Raw genomic sequence first — 17,120 nt, 5'->3', positions numbered from 1 at the left:
AGCCGAGCGGCTTTTTGACGGTTTAGCGAGTATTTGGTAAATTTTCCGAACCCTGGTCCCATGACCGGGGTTCTTTTTGTTTACAGGACGTTGAAGTTGCACGGGTACGTTGCCTTCTATACCTTACAAACCACCTAATTACCTTTCCTTAATGGCTAGTACAGCGATTGTCAAACAAGTGGACATCAGAAACAGAAGAGCTTCGTTTGAATACGCATTTATTGAAACTTATTCTGCCGGGCTTGTTCTGAGTGGCACCGAGATAAAATCGATTCGTCAGGGAAAAGTGAACCTGCAGGATGCCTACTGTCTATTTCTGGGCGACGAGTTGTTTGTCCGGCAGATGAGCATCTCGGCCTATACGGAAGGAACATATAATAACCACGAGCCTCTACGCGATCGTAAGTTGCTGCTTACCAAACGCGAGCTTCGTAAACTTTCTGAAAAATTGAAAGATCAGGGCTTAACAATCGTACCAGTACGCTTGTATACTAGTCCAAGGGGATTTGCCAAACTAGACATTGCCCTGGCGAAAGGAAAAAAGATGTTCGACAAGCGCGACAGCATTAAAGAGCGTGACGTTTCGCGAAACATGCAACGCGGTAATTACGATGACTGAATAAGACCTAAGACTAGTCTAAATATTAGGGTGTACAGGACTTGGGTAAATGTGGATAAGTATGTAAATTGCTACGAAACAGAGGACTTACAACCGACACATGGGCAGGAAAGTTTTAGTCTTAAACCAAGATTACAGTGCGCTTAGCATCTGTTCCGTTCCTAAAGCATTTTTGCTTGTATACCTGAGCAAAGCCGAACTTGTAGCTGAATCGGAGGCACTCTTCCTCCGGACCGTAGATAAGGCATTTCCAATGCCAACCGTGATCCGTCTAAATCGGTATGTGCATCTACCTTATAAAGGCGTGATGCTCACCCGACAAAACATTTTCAGACGTGATGGGCACTCGTGTCAGTATTGTGGCACTGCCGACGATCTTACTCTTGATCATGTACTCCCGAAGTCGAGAGGCGGCAAAACCAACTGGGACAATTTATTGACCGCTTGTAAGCGATGTAACTCCCGCAAAGGTGACTTTACCCCGGAAGAAGCGAATATGCGCATGCGTCATAAGCCCTTTAAGCCGTCATTCATTGTCTTTCTGCGTGAATTCTCGGGTGTTTTAGACGATAGTTGGATGCCTTTTCTCAGTAATAAGAGAGAGCGGATGTATGACTGATTGACAAACCCGACCTGGAGTCGGGTTTTTTGTTGACGCTGAATTAGTTAACAAATTGGGATAACCGAACCTTTTCTGGCCGACACTTGCTATCTTTGCAGTCCTTTTCAAAAAGGAGCGGCTGCCTCATTATAGCGATGGGCATATGCTAAACCATGTTAAATCAAAATTCAGTTTGTTCTGACCCGGCATACTGATGTAAAAGTGGGTCGAGTTAAACCTTTTTATGAGCAAATCGCAGCAAACTGCAAACTTGCCCGAATTTGATTGGGATCGGGCAGACAACAAAGGATTCGGTAGCGGCTATTCCGCCGACGAGCGGTCACGTATGGAAGAGATGTACGGAGGTACTCTCACCGAAGTAAACGAAAAAGATGTTGTAACGGGTACGGTCGTAGGGATTACTGACCGTGAAATTCTGTTGAACATCGGCTTTAAATCGGACGGCCTGGTGCCATCGTCCGAATTCCGGGATCTGCCTGACCTTAAAGTTGGCGATCAGATTGACGTGTACATCGAAAACCAGGAAGACACCAATGGTCAGCTGGTATTGTCACGTAAGAAAGCCAAAGTTATCACCGCCTGGAAAAACATCCAGAAGGCCCTTGACGAAGACCTCGTTATCGATGGTTTCGTGAAGCGTCGGACTAAAGGTGGTTTGATCGTAGATATTTATAGCATTGAAGCCTTCTTGCCAGGTTCACAAATCGACGTTAAGCCGATCCGTGACTTCGATATTTATGTCGGCAAGAAGATGGAAGTGAAAGTGGTGAAAATCAACTACGCTAATGACAACGTAGTAGTTTCGCACAAAGTCCTGATCGAGAAAGATCTGGAAGCACAGCGCGCTCAAATCCTAAACAACCTTGAGAAAGGTCAGGTACTGGAAGGCGTGATCAAGAACATGACTAATTTCGGTGTCTTCATCGATCTGGGTGGTGTTGATGGTCTGTTGCACATCACCGATATCTCATGGGGCCGTATCAGCCATCCATCGGAGGTGCTTACGCTTGATCAGCGCGTAAACGTGGTGGTACTCGACTTCGACGAAGAGAAGAAGCGTATTTCACTTGGTATGAAGCAGCTCCAGGCTCACCCTTGGGATGCGCTGACTGAAGACATTCAGGTTGGTTCGAAAGTAAAAGGTCGGATCGTGAATGTTGCCGATTACGGTGCTTTCCTCGAAATCATGCCAGGCGTAGAAGGCCTGATCCACGTGTCAGAAATGTCGTGGTCTCAGCACCTGCGTAACCCACAGGAGTTCCTGAAAGTGAATGATGAAGTTGAAGCCGTTGTGCTGACACTTGATCGTCAGGATCGCAAGATGTCACTGGGCATCAAGCAACTGTCGGCTGATCCATGGACTCGTCCAGACCTGACGTCGAAATACGCTGTTGGCACACGTCACACAGGTATCGTACGTAACCTGACTAACTTCGGTCTGTTCCTTGAACTGGAAGAGGGCATCGATGGTCTGGTACACGTATCGGATCTGTCATGGACTAAAAAGATCAAGCATCCGTCAGACTTCACTAAAGCTGGTGAGAACCTCGACGTAGTTGTTCTTGAACTTGATGTTGACAACCGTCGTCTGGCGTTAGGTCACAAGCAACTCGAGGAGAACCCATGGGACACGTTCGAAGATACGTTTACCCTTGGTTCTGTTCACCGTTGTACGATCCTGTCGAAAAACGACAAGATGGCAACGCTCGAATTGCCTTACGGTATCGAAGGCTTCTGCACACTGCGTAACCTGGCCAAAGAAGATGGTACGGTTGCCGAAGTAGGCGAGTCGCTCGACTTCCGGGTAACTGAATTCTCGAAAGAAGATAAGCGCATCATGCTGTCGCACACTCGTACGTGGCAGGAGAAGAGCGAGCCTGTTAAGGAAGTAAAACCAAAGGCAGCCAAGACTACCCAGTCGACTTCGGCACAGCCTGAGCGTGGAGCTACTTTAGGTGACCTGAGCTCACTTGCTGCGTTGAAAGAGCAGATGGAAAGCAAAAACTAATTGCTTTATAATCTGAGCTACTTCACAGCTAAAAGGCGTCTTTCACAGAAATGTTGAAAGACGCCTTTTGTTATTTAAGCTGAAACGCGTACGTTTGCAGTCCCAAACAGACAAGGTTCCGTGGCCGAGTGGCTAGGCAGAGGTCTGCAAAACCTCGTACAGCGGTTCGAATCCGCTCGGAACCTCCAATGGTCTAGCCGCTAAGTAGCTACTACTTAGCGGCTTTTTTGTTTCTATTGGTTTTCTAAGTGGACTTTTACCACTACAGAAAAGATAGACTTTGCAGTGGTTTAGTATAGATTGAATCTAAGTAGAAAAAGTGGCCTTAAATAGCTTGGAATGGACTTTTGTATTCTGGCGATCGTGGCTTACTTTTGTGGGCCGATGAGGTACATAGGTCAATTATGAAGGTGAAATTTGATTATAAATTAGTCGTTATGAGCCGTTTATCTAAGTTTTGCGGAGCGTTGACTCTGGCAGCTTTTCTGCTATTTCACGGTGAGCAGATGAACGCGCAAGACTCTTCAGCAGCTCAAGGGGGCGGTGGCCCTACGACTGCAACGCCAGCGCCTGCTGCTGCTGGTGGTGGAGATGTTGCCAAAGGCAAGGAGTTGTTTACAAACAACTGTCAGACTTGTCACAATGTAAGCGGAGAAGCTCTTGTTGGTCCTGGTCTCAAAGGTGTTCGGCAACGTACCCCGGGTGAAGATTGGTTGCACAAGTGGGTACGTAATCCAGCGGCAGTTATCGCAACGGGCGATGCATATGCTGTCAAAATCTTTAACCAGTACAATAAAATTCAGATGACTGCTTTCACCAACCTCTCGGACGGTGATATCTCAAGCATCCTGGATTACATTGATTCTGAAAATACCCCGAAAGCGGCTATTGCTGGTGATGCAGTTACTCCTGCTCCTGGCAATAGTGGCGGTACTGCAGCTGCGGCTTCGTCGGGTCCATCTGAATTGTTTACATTCGTACTAGTGGGCTTACTGATCGTAATGCTGCTTGTGCTGGGTGTGCTCCTGGTAATTGTAACGATACTGTCTAAGGCAGTCGCACCACAGGCCACAGAAGGCACGGTAGTGCGGACAACTCCACTAGTACAGCGTATTCGTGATGGGTTGGTTGGTACGGTCAATAATTCAACCGTTCGTTCTGTAGCTATCTGGTTATTTCTGTTCGTGGCTACTAAAATGTCGATCGACGGCTTATACTCGATCGGTATTCAGCAGGGTTATGCTCCAAAGCAGCCTATCGCTTATTCACACAAGCTACACGCAGGTCAATACAAGATTGATTGTAACTACTGCCACGTTGGTGTGAACAAAGGCAAATCGGCTACAATTCCTTCGGCTAATATCTGTATGAACTGCCATGGTGTGATCAAGAAAGAATCTCCCGAGATTCAGAAGATCTACGCCGCTATTGAGCAGAATAAGCCTATCGAGTGGATTCGCGTACACAACCTGCCTGACTTAGCGTATTTCAACCACGCTCAACACGTGAACGTTGGTAATGTACAGTGTCAGTCATGCCACGGCGAAATTCAGAAGATGGAGGTTGTTGAGCAGCGTTCGTCATTGACGATGGGCTGGTGTATTGACTGCCACCGGAAGACGGAGGTCAACACGAAAGACAATGCATACTATGACAAACTGGTAGCATTGCATCGTAAAGAGACTAAAGAGCCATTGAAGGTTGCCAACATTGGCGGTCTGGAATGTTCAAAGTGCCACTATTAATTTCTCAACTCAGCCAAACAGAGATTCTCTGACTGGATTAAGTATATGGAACAAGTAACCAAACGGTATTGGAAGGGTGTTGAGGAATTGCGTAATGACGCTGCGTATGTTAAAAACGCACAGTCTGAATTTCCTGAGCCATCAGGAAATGATCTGCAGAGTCTCATTGAAGGTACCAATGCGCCCCGCCGAGATTTTTTAAAAACACTGGGTTTTGGCATGGCCGCTGTATCGCTGGCTGCCTGCGAAGCACCTGTACGGAAAGCAATTCCTTATCTGAACAAGCCTGAGGGTACGTTCCCAACTATTTCTGACTATTACGCATCAACTTATACAGATGGTGGTGATCACGCCAGTATTATAGTAGAGACACGTGAGGGGCGGCCCATCAAAATTGAAGGGAATCCGCTCTCAAGCTTGTCTAGAGGTGGTACAACTGCTCGCGTTCAGGCTTCTTTGTTGTCATTGTATGATAATGAAAAACTGAAAGGCCCTAAGCGGGGTGAGACAGACATTGACTGGGCTACTGCCGATAAGGAGATTATCAGCCAGTTGTCAACAATTGCTGCTCGTGGTGGGGCTATCCGGCTTGTATCGTCAACAATTACGAGCCCATCAACAAAGGCTGTCATTGCTGATTTTGTTGCAAAATACCCTACCGCCCGCCACATCGTTTATGATGCAAACTCGGCATCAGGCATTCTCCAAGCAAACCAGGCTTCATTTGGTAAAGCTGTTGTACCGTCATACGATTTCAGCAAAGCTAAAACGATTGTAAGCATCGGCGCTGATTTCCTGGGTACGTGGATCGCTCCACTTGATCACGCAAAACCTTATGCTAAAACGCGTAAGATTGGTGCTGTTGGTGGTGGTAACAAAGAGATGTCACGTCACTACCAGTTTGAGACGATTCTCTCAATGACTGGTGCCAATGCAGATTACCGGGGTACGTACAAGCCATCCCAGGAGGGTCTTGTTGTGGCCAGCTTATATAACAAAGTAGCTGCTAAGCTTGGAGGAACTGCAGTAAGTGCAGCTCCGGTAACTGTTCAGTATCTTGATAAAGCTGCTGCTGACCTAATCGCTTCGCGTGGAGCAGCAGTAGTGGTAGCCGGGTCAAATGATCCGAACGTACAGATACTGGTTAACGCGCTTAACAGCCTGTTGGGTAGCTACTCATCGACGATCAACCTTAATGTACCGGTAAACTACCGTCAGGGGAACGATCAGCAAATGAACGCGTTCATCGATGAGTTGAAAGGTGGTCGTGTTCAGGCAGCGATGTTCTTCATGGCTAACCCAGTATATGATCACCCTCGTGGTGCTGAAATTGCTGCGACGCTACCGAAGGTTGCTCTTTCGCTTTCATTTGGCGATCGGGCTGACGAAACAGGTTCACTTACCAAGTATATGACACCGGCACCTCACTTCCTGGAGTGCTGGAATGATTCAGAGCCTAAGACGGGTTATTACAGCCTTACTCAGCCTGCTATTACGCATATCTTCAAAACTCGTCAAATGCAGTCGAGCTTGTTGACATGGGCAGGAAAGGGCAATGATTTCCAGGAGTATGTTCGCAGCTATTGGCGTACTAATGTCTTCCCAAAGGCATCTGGTTTCGCAACCTTCGACGAGTTCTGGATTAAAGCGCTGCACGATGGTGTATATGAGCCAGCCACGGCAGCCGTTGCTGGGTCCGGGGCAACCTTTGCCGGTAATGCAGCCGCCGCCGCAGCAGGAATCAGTCAGCGCTACAAACCTACTACTGGTATTGAGATTGCTCTTTACGAGAAAGTAGGTATGGGTTCTGGCTCACAAGCTAATAACCCATGGATTCAGGAATTCCCTGATCCAGTATCGAAAGCATGCTGGGATAACTACGCGGCTGTTTCACAGAAGACGGCTACAGATTTGGGTGTTGAGCAGAATGAATTGCTCAAAATTGAGGTAGCTGGTAAGTCAATTGAACTCCCTGTTCTGGTGCAGCCTGGTCAGGCAGATCAAACAGTAGCGATCGCTATTGGTTATGGTCGGACAAAGTCAGGAAAGTGTGCGAACGAAGTTGGACAGAACGCCTATCCATTAGCCACAATCGTCGGTGGTACGGTGAGCATGGCTGCTGTGAATGCAACCGTGAGCAAAGCAGGTGGTCGGCACGAAATTGCTCAAACGCAAACGCATGAAACCGTAATGGGTCGCCGGGCTGTATTGCAGGAAGGCATTCTGGCCCGATACAAGAAAAATCCAAAAGAGGGACGTTACGAACCAAAGGTTGAGACATCTGAAGGTCCTGTAGAGCCTACAGACATTACTCTCTGGCATGGTTACGGTAAACCAAACCACTCGTGGGGCATGGTTATCGACCTGAACTCATGCATTGGTTGTGGTGCTTGCGTAGTAGGTTGTATCTCTGAAAATAACACGCCGACAGTAGGGCGTGAAGAAGTACTGGCTCGTCGCGAGATGCACTGGATGCGGATCGACCGCTACTACAGCAGCGATGCTGATATGGAAAACATGGGCGTTGTTGAAGGTTATCAGGCTTTGGAAGTAGCTTCTGCTAACCCGGAAGTGACATTCCAGCCAATGCTTTGCCAGCACTGCAGCAATGCTCCCTGTGAGACAGTTTGTCCAGTATTGGCAACAACACACAGTACAGAAGGCTTGAACCAGATGACGTATAACCGGTGTATTGGTACACGTTATTGTGCAAACAACTGTCCATATAAAGTACGTCGCTTCAACTGGTTCAAATACCACGACGAAGACAAGTTTGATTACCAGTTTAATAACGATCTGGGCAAGATGGTTATCAACCCTGACGTAACAGTTCGCGCCCGGGGTGTTATTGAAAAGTGTTCATTCTGCGTACAGCGTATCCAGGAGGGTAAGTTGACAGCTAAGAAAGAGCGTCGTCGTCCATTGCCTGACGAAATTCAGTCAGCCTGTGCCCAAGCTTGCCCAACAGATGCCATCATCTTTGGTGATATGAATAATCCTGAGAGCACCATTTCTAAGGTGTTGTCAACCGAATTGAATGAACGCGCTTTCCACGTTCTGGAAGAGATTAACGTTCGCCCGCAGATTGCTTATTTGACCAAAATCCGTAACAAGGATGAAGGTCCAAAGCAGGAAACTACACAGGAATCACAAGCGTAGGTCAACGTACTAATTGAAAATTTAAAAACGATGCATATCACTTCAGCCGTACGCACGCCATTAGTATCTAATGGGAAAACCTACGCAGACGTTACCGAAGACGTTTGCAGGCAGGTAGAAGGTCGTCCCACCCGCGAGTGGACGATTGCATTTACAATTTCTGCCCTAGTATTGGTATATGGAACGGCCTGTGTATTCTACACATGGTGGGAGGGTCTTGGCGTATGGGGTCTGAACAAGACTGTAGGCTGGGCATGGGATATCACCAACTTTGTATGGTGGGTTGGTATCGGTCACGCAGGTACGTTGATTTCCGCAATTCTTCTGCTATTCCGGCAGAAATGGCGGACATCGATTAACCGGGCAGCGGAAGCCATGACGATCTTCGCCGTTATTTGTGCTGCTACGTTCATCTTTATGCACATGGGCCGCCCCTGGCTGGCTTATTGGGCACTGCCTTTGCCAAATACGTTTGGTTCTTTGTGGGTGAATTTTAAGTCGCCACTGGTATGGGACGTATTTGCTATCAGCACTTACTTTACAGTATCGCTTGTATTCTGGTACATGGGTTTGGTGCCCGATTTGGCTACCATTCGCGACCGGGCACGGAGTAAAGTAAGCCGCTATGTATACGGCGCTTTCTCACTAGGCTGGAATGGATCTGCAAAAACTTGGGCTCGCTACGAGTATATCAGCCTTATCCTGGCTGGTATTTCAACGCCTCTGGTACTTTCTGTACACACAATTGTAAGTATGGACTTTGCTACGTCGGTTATTCCTGGCTGGCACACAACCATCTTCCCACCCTACTTCGTTGCTGGTGCTATCTTCTCTGGGTTTGCTATGGTGCAGAACCTGATGCTTATCATCCGAGTGGTATTTAAACTGGAAGACTACATTACAGTTGAGCATATTGAGTCGATGAATAAAATCATCACACTCACAGGTTCGATTGTTGGTGTCGCTTACATCACTGAGTTTTTCATCGCCTGGTATTCAGGTGTCGAATACGAAAGCTATGCCTTTATCAACCGGGCTACCGGTCCATACTGGTGGGCTTATCTGGCTATGATGACCTGTAACGTGGTATCCCCACAGTTGTTCTGGTCAAAAGCGATTCGTACTTCTGTTGTGTGGACATTTGTGCTGTCGGTTATTGTGAACATTGGTATGTGGTTCGAGCGTTTTGTAATTATTGTTACGTCGCTGCACCGTGATTACCTGCCTTCAAGCTGGGCTATGTTCCACCCAACCTTGTTTGACATCAGTGATTACCTCTTCTCGTTTGGTTTGTTCTTTACGCTGTTCCTGTTGTTCGCTAAGTTCCTTCCGGTTGTAAACATGGCCGAAGTAAAAGCGATCATCAAATCATCGTCAGCTCAATTACCAAAATCAGTTTCGGGCGTTGCGAAAGGTGAGCGTGTTACTGCGCCTACTTTTAACAAGAACGCTGACTAATTCACCTTTATAAGTATCTGTATGGCTTCGCCAGTTAACAGTCGATTTTTAGTAGGCATTTATGACGACGATGATGTTGTAATGAAAGCCGTAAAAGAGGTCCGTGAATCGGGTGTACGCATTCACGAGGTGTATACACCCTTCCCGGTGCATGGCCTTGATGTAGCGCTAGGTCACCCACGGTCACGATTAGGCATTGCAGCCTTCATGTTTGGTCTAACCGGACTGTTAACGGCTGCTTCGTTGATGTCATACACCGAGAAGTTTGACTGGCCTATGATCGTTGGTGGTAAAGATTCGTTCTCTTACCCCATATATGTACCCATCGCATTTGAGTTGACAGTACTGTTCACTGCACTTGGTATGGTCGCTACGTTCATTATTTCGAATGGATTAGGGCCGACAGTGAAACCTCTTATGTTCGATCTACGGACAACTGATAACAAGTTTGCTATGGCCATCGATATGGAAAATAACAAACTGCAAGAATCAGAGATTGAGACGATCCTGAAAAAGTCAGGTGCAGCTGAAGTAAATGTCAAGCAGTTCTAATAGACCGATTATGAAATTCAAGCATATAGTGCTTTCATCAATTGGACTGGCATCTGTGCTTTTTTTGAGTGCCTGTGGCGACAGCCGCAATGATACAGGAACTCAGTTTGCACCCCAGATGTACGATCCTGTTGGTTACGAGCCTTACAAGCAGACTAAAGCCAATCCATTTACGGCGAATGGCCTGAACATGCGCGATCCGGCGCGGGGTACGGTATCTCGTCGTAATTACCATACCACATTTGGTACAGGAGACAGTGCAACTACTGACTTGATGGTATATAATATCCCTAAGGACAGCATCGCTATTGCCGAGCGCACGCTTACGAATCCAATTCCAAATACGGAAGCAAGCTTAAAGGAAGGCGAAATCCTGTATGGTCGTTATTGCACCCATTGTCATGGTGAGGGCGGTAAAGGCGACGGTCTGGTAGGCAAAGAATATAAAGGGGTGCCTAACTATTCAGCAGGTGCTTATAAGACGATGAATGATGGACATATTTTCCATGTCATTACCCACGGTAAAGGACGTATGTGGCCACACGGCTCGCAGATGACACCCGAGGAGCGCTGGAAGATTGTTATGTACGTTCATAAACTTCAGCAAGGATAATTCTGAATCAGATAGACTGCTTGATTAATCAACAGATGAAGCAGTCATACCATCAATAGAGTTAATAATGGCATCAGTACACGCAATACCATCCCTAGATGAGCAGTTCGAATTTACTGCAGAGTCGAAACGGCGTTTGCTCATCGGCGGGGCCGTCGGCGTAGCGCTCGTAGTTCTCGGCGCCGTTCTGCTATCATCGGGTGTAGGTGAACACGCACATGAAGCAGTTCAGGGGCATGGCCTAAGTGAAGGTCATGAAGGTGCCCATGGGCACTACAAATGGACAACACGACTGTGGGCTAATATTTGGGTCAACAGCATTTATTTCACTGGTATCGCAGTTGCCGGCATGTTTTTCATGTCATACAACTATCTAGCGCAGGCTGGCTGGTCATCAGTGATTAAGCGTGTGCCAGAAGCAATGCCAGCTTTTTTACCTGTCACAGGCATTATCATGCTGGGCGTGTTCCTGTTCGCTGGCCATGACTTGTTTCATTGGACACACGAGGGTTTGTATGATAAGGCTAGTCCAGAATACGACCCAATCATCGCCGGCAAGAAAGGTTTCCTAAATACACCGTTCTTCTTGGCTCGAATGGTATTCTACTTTGTGTCATGGTATATGCTGTGGCGCGTGTTGCGTAATCTGTCTTTACAGGAAGATCTGTATGGCGGAACGGAATACTACTACAAAAGCATGAAATACGGTACCATCTTTCTGGTTGTGTTCGCTGTAACATCATCGACTGCTGCCTGGGACCTAATCATGTCAATTGATACACACTGGTTCAGTACCATGTTTGGTTGGTATACCTTGGCAAGTTGGCATGTGGCCGGTCTGGCAACGATGACACTTACCGTAGTTACGCTGAAGGAGAAAGGATATTTGAAAGCAGTTAATCAGAGTCATATTCATGACCTCGGTAAGTTTGTTTTTGCTTTCAGCATTTTCTGGACGTATGTGTGGTTCGCTCAATTCATGCTGATTTACTACGCAAACTTACCTGAAGAAACGATTTACTATCGGGAGCGTTTCAGTGGACATGGTGGTATTTATCTAGCTCCATTTTGGGTTAACGTTGTACTAAACTTTGTCTTCCCGTTCCTCGTTCTTATGACAAGGGATGCAAAGCGTACAACTATCTTACTGAAGGTCGCTTGTTGGGGGGTGCTGGTAGGTCACTATTTTGATTTTTACATGAACATCATGCCTGGTACTGTAGGTGAGCATGGTGGATTTGGACCAATTGAATTTGGTATGATTCTGATTTTTGCTTGCGCATTTATCTGGTCAGTGGCAACTCAATTGACAAAAGCCAATTTGATTGCCAAGAATCACCCATTATTAGAAGAAGCATTGCATCACGACATTTAGACTTTATCTAAATCAAACAAGTATGGTTTACATCGTAGGATTATTATCGCTCGTTTTCCTCGCGCTCGCCATTATGGTGTTCGGTCGTTTGACCAACGTGATGAAAAGCGTAGGTAGCGCGGATGGTGAAGAGACGTACGGCGGAACTAGCAACCGGATTAACGGAGCTATGTTCATGGTATTTCTAATTGCTGGCACAATCGCTGCTACTTGGTCATTTATTCACTCAACCCAATATTTCCTACCTGAAGCGTCGTCTATCCATGGACGTCGCGTAGACGGATTATTTTGGGGTTCAATGTCAATTGTCACTGCCTCAGCGTTGTTGACAAACATTCTGCTATTCTACTTTGCTTATCGTTACCAATATAAAGACGGGAAAAGAGCGTCATACTATCCAGAAAACCACAAACTTGAGTTGTTATGGACAGTGGTACCAGCTATTGTTATGGCGATTATGGTATTCACTGGCTGGAAGGCATGGCGGGACATTATGTCTGAAGCACCTGAAGGAGCCCAGGAAGTGGAGTTGGTAGGTAAGCAATTCAACTGGATTGCTCGGTACCCTGGTGTTGATAACAACAAATTAGGCGCATTCAATTATAAGTTGATCGATAACAATAACGAAGTAGGAATTGATTTTTCTGACGAATCTGCATTTGATGACTTCACTGCTCCAGAGTTGCATATTCCAGTTGGGAAGCCAGTCTTAATTCGTATTAGAGCTCGTGACGTATTGCACAGCGTTTTTATACCTCACATGCGTGTGAAGATGGATGCGGTACCAGGTATGCCTACTCGTTTCTGGTTCCACCCAGACAAGACGACAGAGCAGATGCGTAACGAAACTGGAGATCAGAATTTCAAGTATGAAATCGCTTGTACTGAGATCTGCGGCCGTGGTCACTTTTCTATGAAAATGAATCTGGTAGTAGAAGATCAGGATTCATGGAAAAAGTGGTGTGCAGAGCAGAAACCACTGCTATCGTCTTTTCCTGAATACGCATCACGCATCCCAGCTAACTTGAAAGCCAAAGCAGCTAAATATTTGCCTACGGAAGGTGCTGGAACAGATAGTACGGCAACAGCATCTGCGGGTGGTGTTGCTGGTTCAGGTAGTGCTTCATTACGTTAATCCTTTAGATCAACAAATCGCTAATAATGGCAACTACAGACGCAATTTCAACTGCCGGTGTTCATGTGGCTGAACATGAGCATCATGAGCATGAATTAAATTTTTGGCGCAAATACGTTTTCGCTGAAGACCATAAAACTATTGCCAAGCAGTATCTGATTACAGGTATATTCTGGGCAGTTATTGGTATCAGCTTCTCTGTAATCTTTCGGCTTCAGTTGGGTTTCCCCCAAATGAAATTAGAATGGTTGCGCCCCTTGATTGGTAATTGGATCGAGGAAAGCGGAAAGTTGAGCCCCGACTTTTATTTGGCACTCGTCACAATGCACGGTACAATAATGGTATTCTTCGTATTGACTGCTGGATTAAGTGGCACGTTCAGTAACTTCTTGATACCATTGCAGGTAGGGGCACGTGACATGGCCTCGGGATTCATGAACATGCTTTCTTATTGGTTCTTTTTCCTGGCCGGTTTGTTGATGTTCATCTCGATCTTCCTTGAAACTGGTCCTGCAGCAGGTGGTTGGGTTGTTTATCCACCTCTAAGTGCGTTACCACAAGCCCACAAAGGCTCAGAAATGGGTATGACTTTGTGGTTGGTAAGCATGGCTTTCTTTATTGTGTCGCAATTGTTAGGCGGTATTAACTACATCACGACAGTAATTAATCTGCGGACACGGGGTATGTCATTTAGTAAGCTTCCGCTGACAATCTGGGCATTCTTCCTTACAGCGGTTCTTGGCCTTATATCATTCCCTGTTCTACTTTCAGCTGCATTGCTGCTGATTTTTGACCGTAGTTTTGGTACCAGCTTCTTCTTATCTGATATCTATATCGCTGGAGAGGCATTGCCAAACGTAGGTGGTAGCCCTATTCTGTTCCAGCACTTATTTTGGTTCCTCGGTCACCCAGAAGTATATATCGTGATGTTACCAGCTCTTGGTATCACATCTGAAATCATTGCAACAAATTCACGTAAGCCTATCTTCGGTTATCGTGCCATGATTGCGTCAATGATGGGTATTGCTTTCCTTGCGTTCATTGTATGGGCTCACCATATGTTTGTGACGGGTATGAATCCCTTCCTGGGATCTGTATTTATGTTTCTGACGCTGATTATTGCTGTGCCCTCAGCAGTAAAAGCGTTTAACTACATCACAACACTGTGGCGCGGTAACATTCGGTTTACGCCAGCAATGCTGTTCTCAATCGGTCTGGTATCCTTCTTTATATCTGGAGGTGTTACAGGTCTGATTCTGGGTAATGCCGCACTGGATATTCAATTGCATGATACGTATTTCGTTGTAGCCCACTTCCACTTAGTAATGGGTGCTTCATCTGCGTTCGGTCTTTTGGCTGGTGTATACCATTGGTTCCCCAAAATGTTTGGTCGTATGATGAACGATAAGCTTGGGTACGTTCACTTCTGGCTTACTTTTATTGGTATATATTGTGTGTTCTTCCCAATGCATTACATTGGTATTGCTGGGTTCCCACGTCGTTACTACAGCTTCACAAGCAACGACTTTACTAAGAACATCTTCCAGGATATGAATGCCTTCATTAGTATCGCGGCAATCATTACGTTCTCAGCGCAGTTCCTCTTCTTATATAACTTCATTTATAGCTTAATCAAGGGGAAACGCGCTTCTCAGAACCCATGGAAATCGAACACATTGGAATGGACTACGCCAGTTGTACCTGGGCATGGTAACTGGGTAGGCGAAATTCCTGCCGTGTATCGTTGGCCATATGATTACAGCAAGCCGGGCGCAACAGAGGATTTCATTCCTCAGAACGTACCTTATTCGCAGACTCCAGAATCTAATCTTCCGCACGAGAAAGAATTGATTTCGTTGGAAAAAGCGATTGAAGCCCAAAACTTCAATGATCAGTTCAAGCAGCCCCATTAATGAACACTCGTTTCGGCGCCTGGCACTTCTAACCGTAATTGCTGTCTTCCTGCTTATTTTGGTGGGAGGTGTGGTTAGGAGTACCGGCGCCGGGATGGGATGTCCAGATTGGCCAAAATGCTTTGGACAGTGGGTACCACCAACTGATGTATCACAGCTTCCTGCGAACTATCAAGAGATTTATAGTCACCGTGGGTACGCAAATACAGAATTCAATGCTGTAAAGACATGGATCGAGTATTTGAACAGATTGTTGGGAGCGTTAATCGGGGTATTCATATTCATCACATTTGTAGCATCTGCTATAGCCTACTGGCAGCGTGACCGCGCCATTGTAGGCTATAGTTTTTTAGCCCTATTACTTGTTGGTTTTCAGGGTTGGCTAGGTGCGAAAGTTGTGTCGAGCGTTTTAGCGGCTTGGCTAATAACATTACATATGTTATTAGCCATCATAATCGTGGGTGTACTTCTTTACGTAGTAGCACGTACCCAGATTCAATCATTGTCAGTATCGGCACAGACATTTCAGTTGTCTAAAGCAAGTAACAGGTGGTTACTGATAAGTTCTGGCTTACTTCTGATTCAGATACTACTTGGTACACAGGTAAGGGAGACAGTTGATGAAGTAGCAAACAAACTCGGGGAATTGCAGCGATTCCGATGGGTGGAAGAACTTGATATACGGTTCTACGTGCACAGAAGCTTCTCACTAATTGTACTTATTTGTCAGCTTCTTTGGATTGTTCCAGTAAGTAAACAATTAAAGAAAGGCAATCCAATTCGACGAATGGCAATTGCAACGGGTAGTTTACTGGTCGTAGAGATACTTACAGGAGCTATTATGGCATATTTTGCTATCCCAGCTTGGGCTCAGCCAGTTCATCTTACATTAGCTGTAGTTTCCTTAGGAATTCAATTCGTTGTAATCCTGTTTTCTTTTAGGAATGTGCTAATGAAAAGCACAACAGATTTGTCGTTAACACATGTGGACGAATCTGGATCTGTAACCACGTTATGAATTCATCTGTTGAGCAGCCGATAATGACACCAGCTAGTAAATCCAGCAAGGCATCTTGGCTGGATTACCTTGCGCTGACAAAGTTGAGGCTATCGTCGTTGGTTGGATTTTCTGCAGTACTTGGATACTTGATGGCTGCTACACGTCCCTATTCGATTGCGCAAATTCTATTATTCGCAGTGAGCGGTTTGTTGATTACAGGCGCAGCCAATGCGGTTAATCAGGTTTTAGAAGTTGAGTTTGACCGAATGATGAAGCGCACAGGAAGCAGACCGCTTCCTACGGGTCGTATCAGTAAGGAGCGTGCTATTGTATTTGTTGCTGTACTTCTTTTCATCGGTTTATTCGTTCAAACGCTCTGGTTTAATCCTCTTACAGCCGGTATCTCATTCGTTTCCTTTTTGTTGTATGGGTTCGTCTACACACCACTTAAGCGGGTTGGATCTATTGCTGTTTATGTTGGCGCCATACCTGGCGGTTTACCACCGTTAATTGGTTGGGTGGCTTTCACAGGGACAATGAGTACTGAAGCTTTTTGGTTATTTGCTGTTCAATTTATTTGGCAATTTACCCATTTTTGGGCTGTAGCGTGGGTGCTGGATGATGATTACGCGAAGGCAGGCTTTAAGCTCCTGCCTCTGAAAAGACCAGCGACAGCCAAGACGGCTCTGGTTATTTTGAGTTTTACAGTTTGGCTGATACCACTGGGAGTGATGCCCTTCTTTTGGGGATACATCGGAATGGTTTCATCTATTGTATCAGTACTTGCAGCGGTTCTATTAGTGTGGCTTAATATTGGATTAGTAAGAAACCCAGATATAGCCACGGCGAAACGCCTTATGTTTGCCGCATTTGCCTACCTACCAATTGTCCAAATCGCGTTTGTTTTAGATCGTGTTTAAC

The 17,120-nt window shown here is 46.1% G+C and carries 13 protein-coding genes and 1 tRNA gene; all 14 read left to right on the top strand.

Translation table 11 applies throughout. The annotated features are described in order from the left end of the window. Positions 1–151 precede the first annotated feature (151 nt). The 14 genes from smpB to cyoE all read left to right on the top strand — a co-directional run bounded on the left by smpB (position 152) and on the right by cyoE (position 17,119). On the top strand, positions 152–619 hold the full coding sequence (gene smpB / locus F7231_RS09560) for an SsrA-binding protein SmpB (protein WP_085410840.1): 468 nt from the start codon (positions 152–154) through the stop codon (positions 617–619). Between the two features lie 100 nt (positions 620–719). Continuing rightward, positions 720–1,238, top strand: a complete 519-nt coding sequence (locus F7231_RS09555; protein WP_085410839.1) for an HNH endonuclease — start codon at positions 720–722, stop codon at positions 1,236–1,238. A 226-nt stretch (positions 1,239–1,464) separates the two neighbouring features. After that, positions 1,465–3,249: a 30S ribosomal protein S1 gene (gene rpsA / locus F7231_RS09550; RefSeq protein WP_085410838.1), complete on the top strand. Its 1,785-nt coding sequence runs from the start codon at positions 1,465–1,467 to the stop codon at positions 3,247–3,249. Positions 3,250–3,363: 114 nt separating this feature from the next. Continuing rightward, positions 3,364–3,437: transfer RNA gene (locus F7231_RS09545), tRNA-Cys, on the top strand. A 249-nt stretch (positions 3,438–3,686) separates the two neighbouring features. After that, positions 3,687–4,994 carry a c-type cytochrome gene (locus F7231_RS09540; RefSeq protein WP_229369763.1) on the top strand — a complete coding sequence of 436 codons (1,308 nt, stop codon included), beginning with the start codon at positions 3,687–3,689 and terminating at the stop codon, positions 4,992–4,994. A 45-nt stretch (positions 4,995–5,039) separates the two neighbouring features. After that, on the top strand, positions 5,040–8,153 hold the full coding sequence (locus tag F7231_RS09535; protein WP_166691735.1) for a TAT-variant-translocated molybdopterin oxidoreductase: 3,114 nt from the start codon (positions 5,040–5,042) through the stop codon (positions 8,151–8,153). Positions 8,154–8,183: 30 nt separating this feature from the next. After that, complete coding sequence (nrfD, locus tag F7231_RS09530) at positions 8,184–9,611, top strand: NrfD/PsrC family molybdoenzyme membrane anchor subunit (protein WP_085410835.1); 1,428 nt, start codon at positions 8,184–8,186, stop codon at positions 9,609–9,611. Positions 9,612–9,632: 21 nt separating this feature from the next. Beyond that, positions 9,633–10,163 (top strand): DUF3341 domain-containing protein, encoded by a 531-nt coding sequence (locus tag F7231_RS09525; RefSeq protein ID WP_085410834.1) that lies wholly within the window; start codon positions 9,633–9,635, stop codon positions 10,161–10,163. Between the two features lie 10 nt (positions 10,164–10,173). Next, on the top strand, positions 10,174–10,776 hold the full coding sequence (locus F7231_RS09520) for a c-type cytochrome (RefSeq protein WP_166691734.1): 603 nt from the start codon (positions 10,174–10,176) through the stop codon (positions 10,774–10,776). 67 nt (positions 10,777–10,843) lie between these two features. Beyond that, positions 10,844–12,151 (top strand): quinol:cytochrome C oxidoreductase, encoded by a 1,308-nt coding sequence (locus F7231_RS09515; RefSeq protein WP_085410832.1) that lies wholly within the window; start codon positions 10,844–10,846, stop codon positions 12,149–12,151. Between the two features lie 22 nt (positions 12,152–12,173). Next, complete coding sequence (locus F7231_RS09510) at positions 12,174–13,286, top strand: cytochrome c oxidase subunit II (protein WP_166691733.1); 1,113 nt, start codon at positions 12,174–12,176, stop codon at positions 13,284–13,286. Between the two features lie 26 nt (positions 13,287–13,312). Further along, positions 13,313–15,199, top strand: coding sequence for a cytochrome c oxidase subunit I (locus tag F7231_RS09505; RefSeq protein WP_166691732.1), 1,887 nt, complete (start codon positions 13,313–13,315; stop codon positions 15,197–15,199). Continuing rightward, entirely contained in the window at positions 15,174–16,217 is a 1,044-nt protein-coding gene (locus F7231_RS09500; RefSeq protein WP_085410829.1) for a COX15/CtaA family protein, read from the top strand. The genes F7231_RS09505 and F7231_RS09500 overlap by 26 nt, the downstream gene beginning before the upstream one ends. Continuing rightward, entirely contained in the window at positions 16,214–17,119 is a 906-nt protein-coding gene (gene cyoE, locus F7231_RS09495; RefSeq protein WP_166691731.1) for a heme o synthase, read from the top strand. Before F7231_RS09500 ends, cyoE begins: the two co-directional genes overlap by 4 nt. The last annotated feature ends 1 nt before the right edge of the window (position 17,120 follow it).

It is taken from the genome of Fibrivirga algicola, assembly GCF_011742925.1.
GTDB lineage: Bacteria > Bacteroidota > Bacteroidia > Cytophagales > Spirosomataceae > Fibrella > Fibrella algicola.
This window is presented reverse-complemented; position numbering and strand designations above follow the sequence as displayed.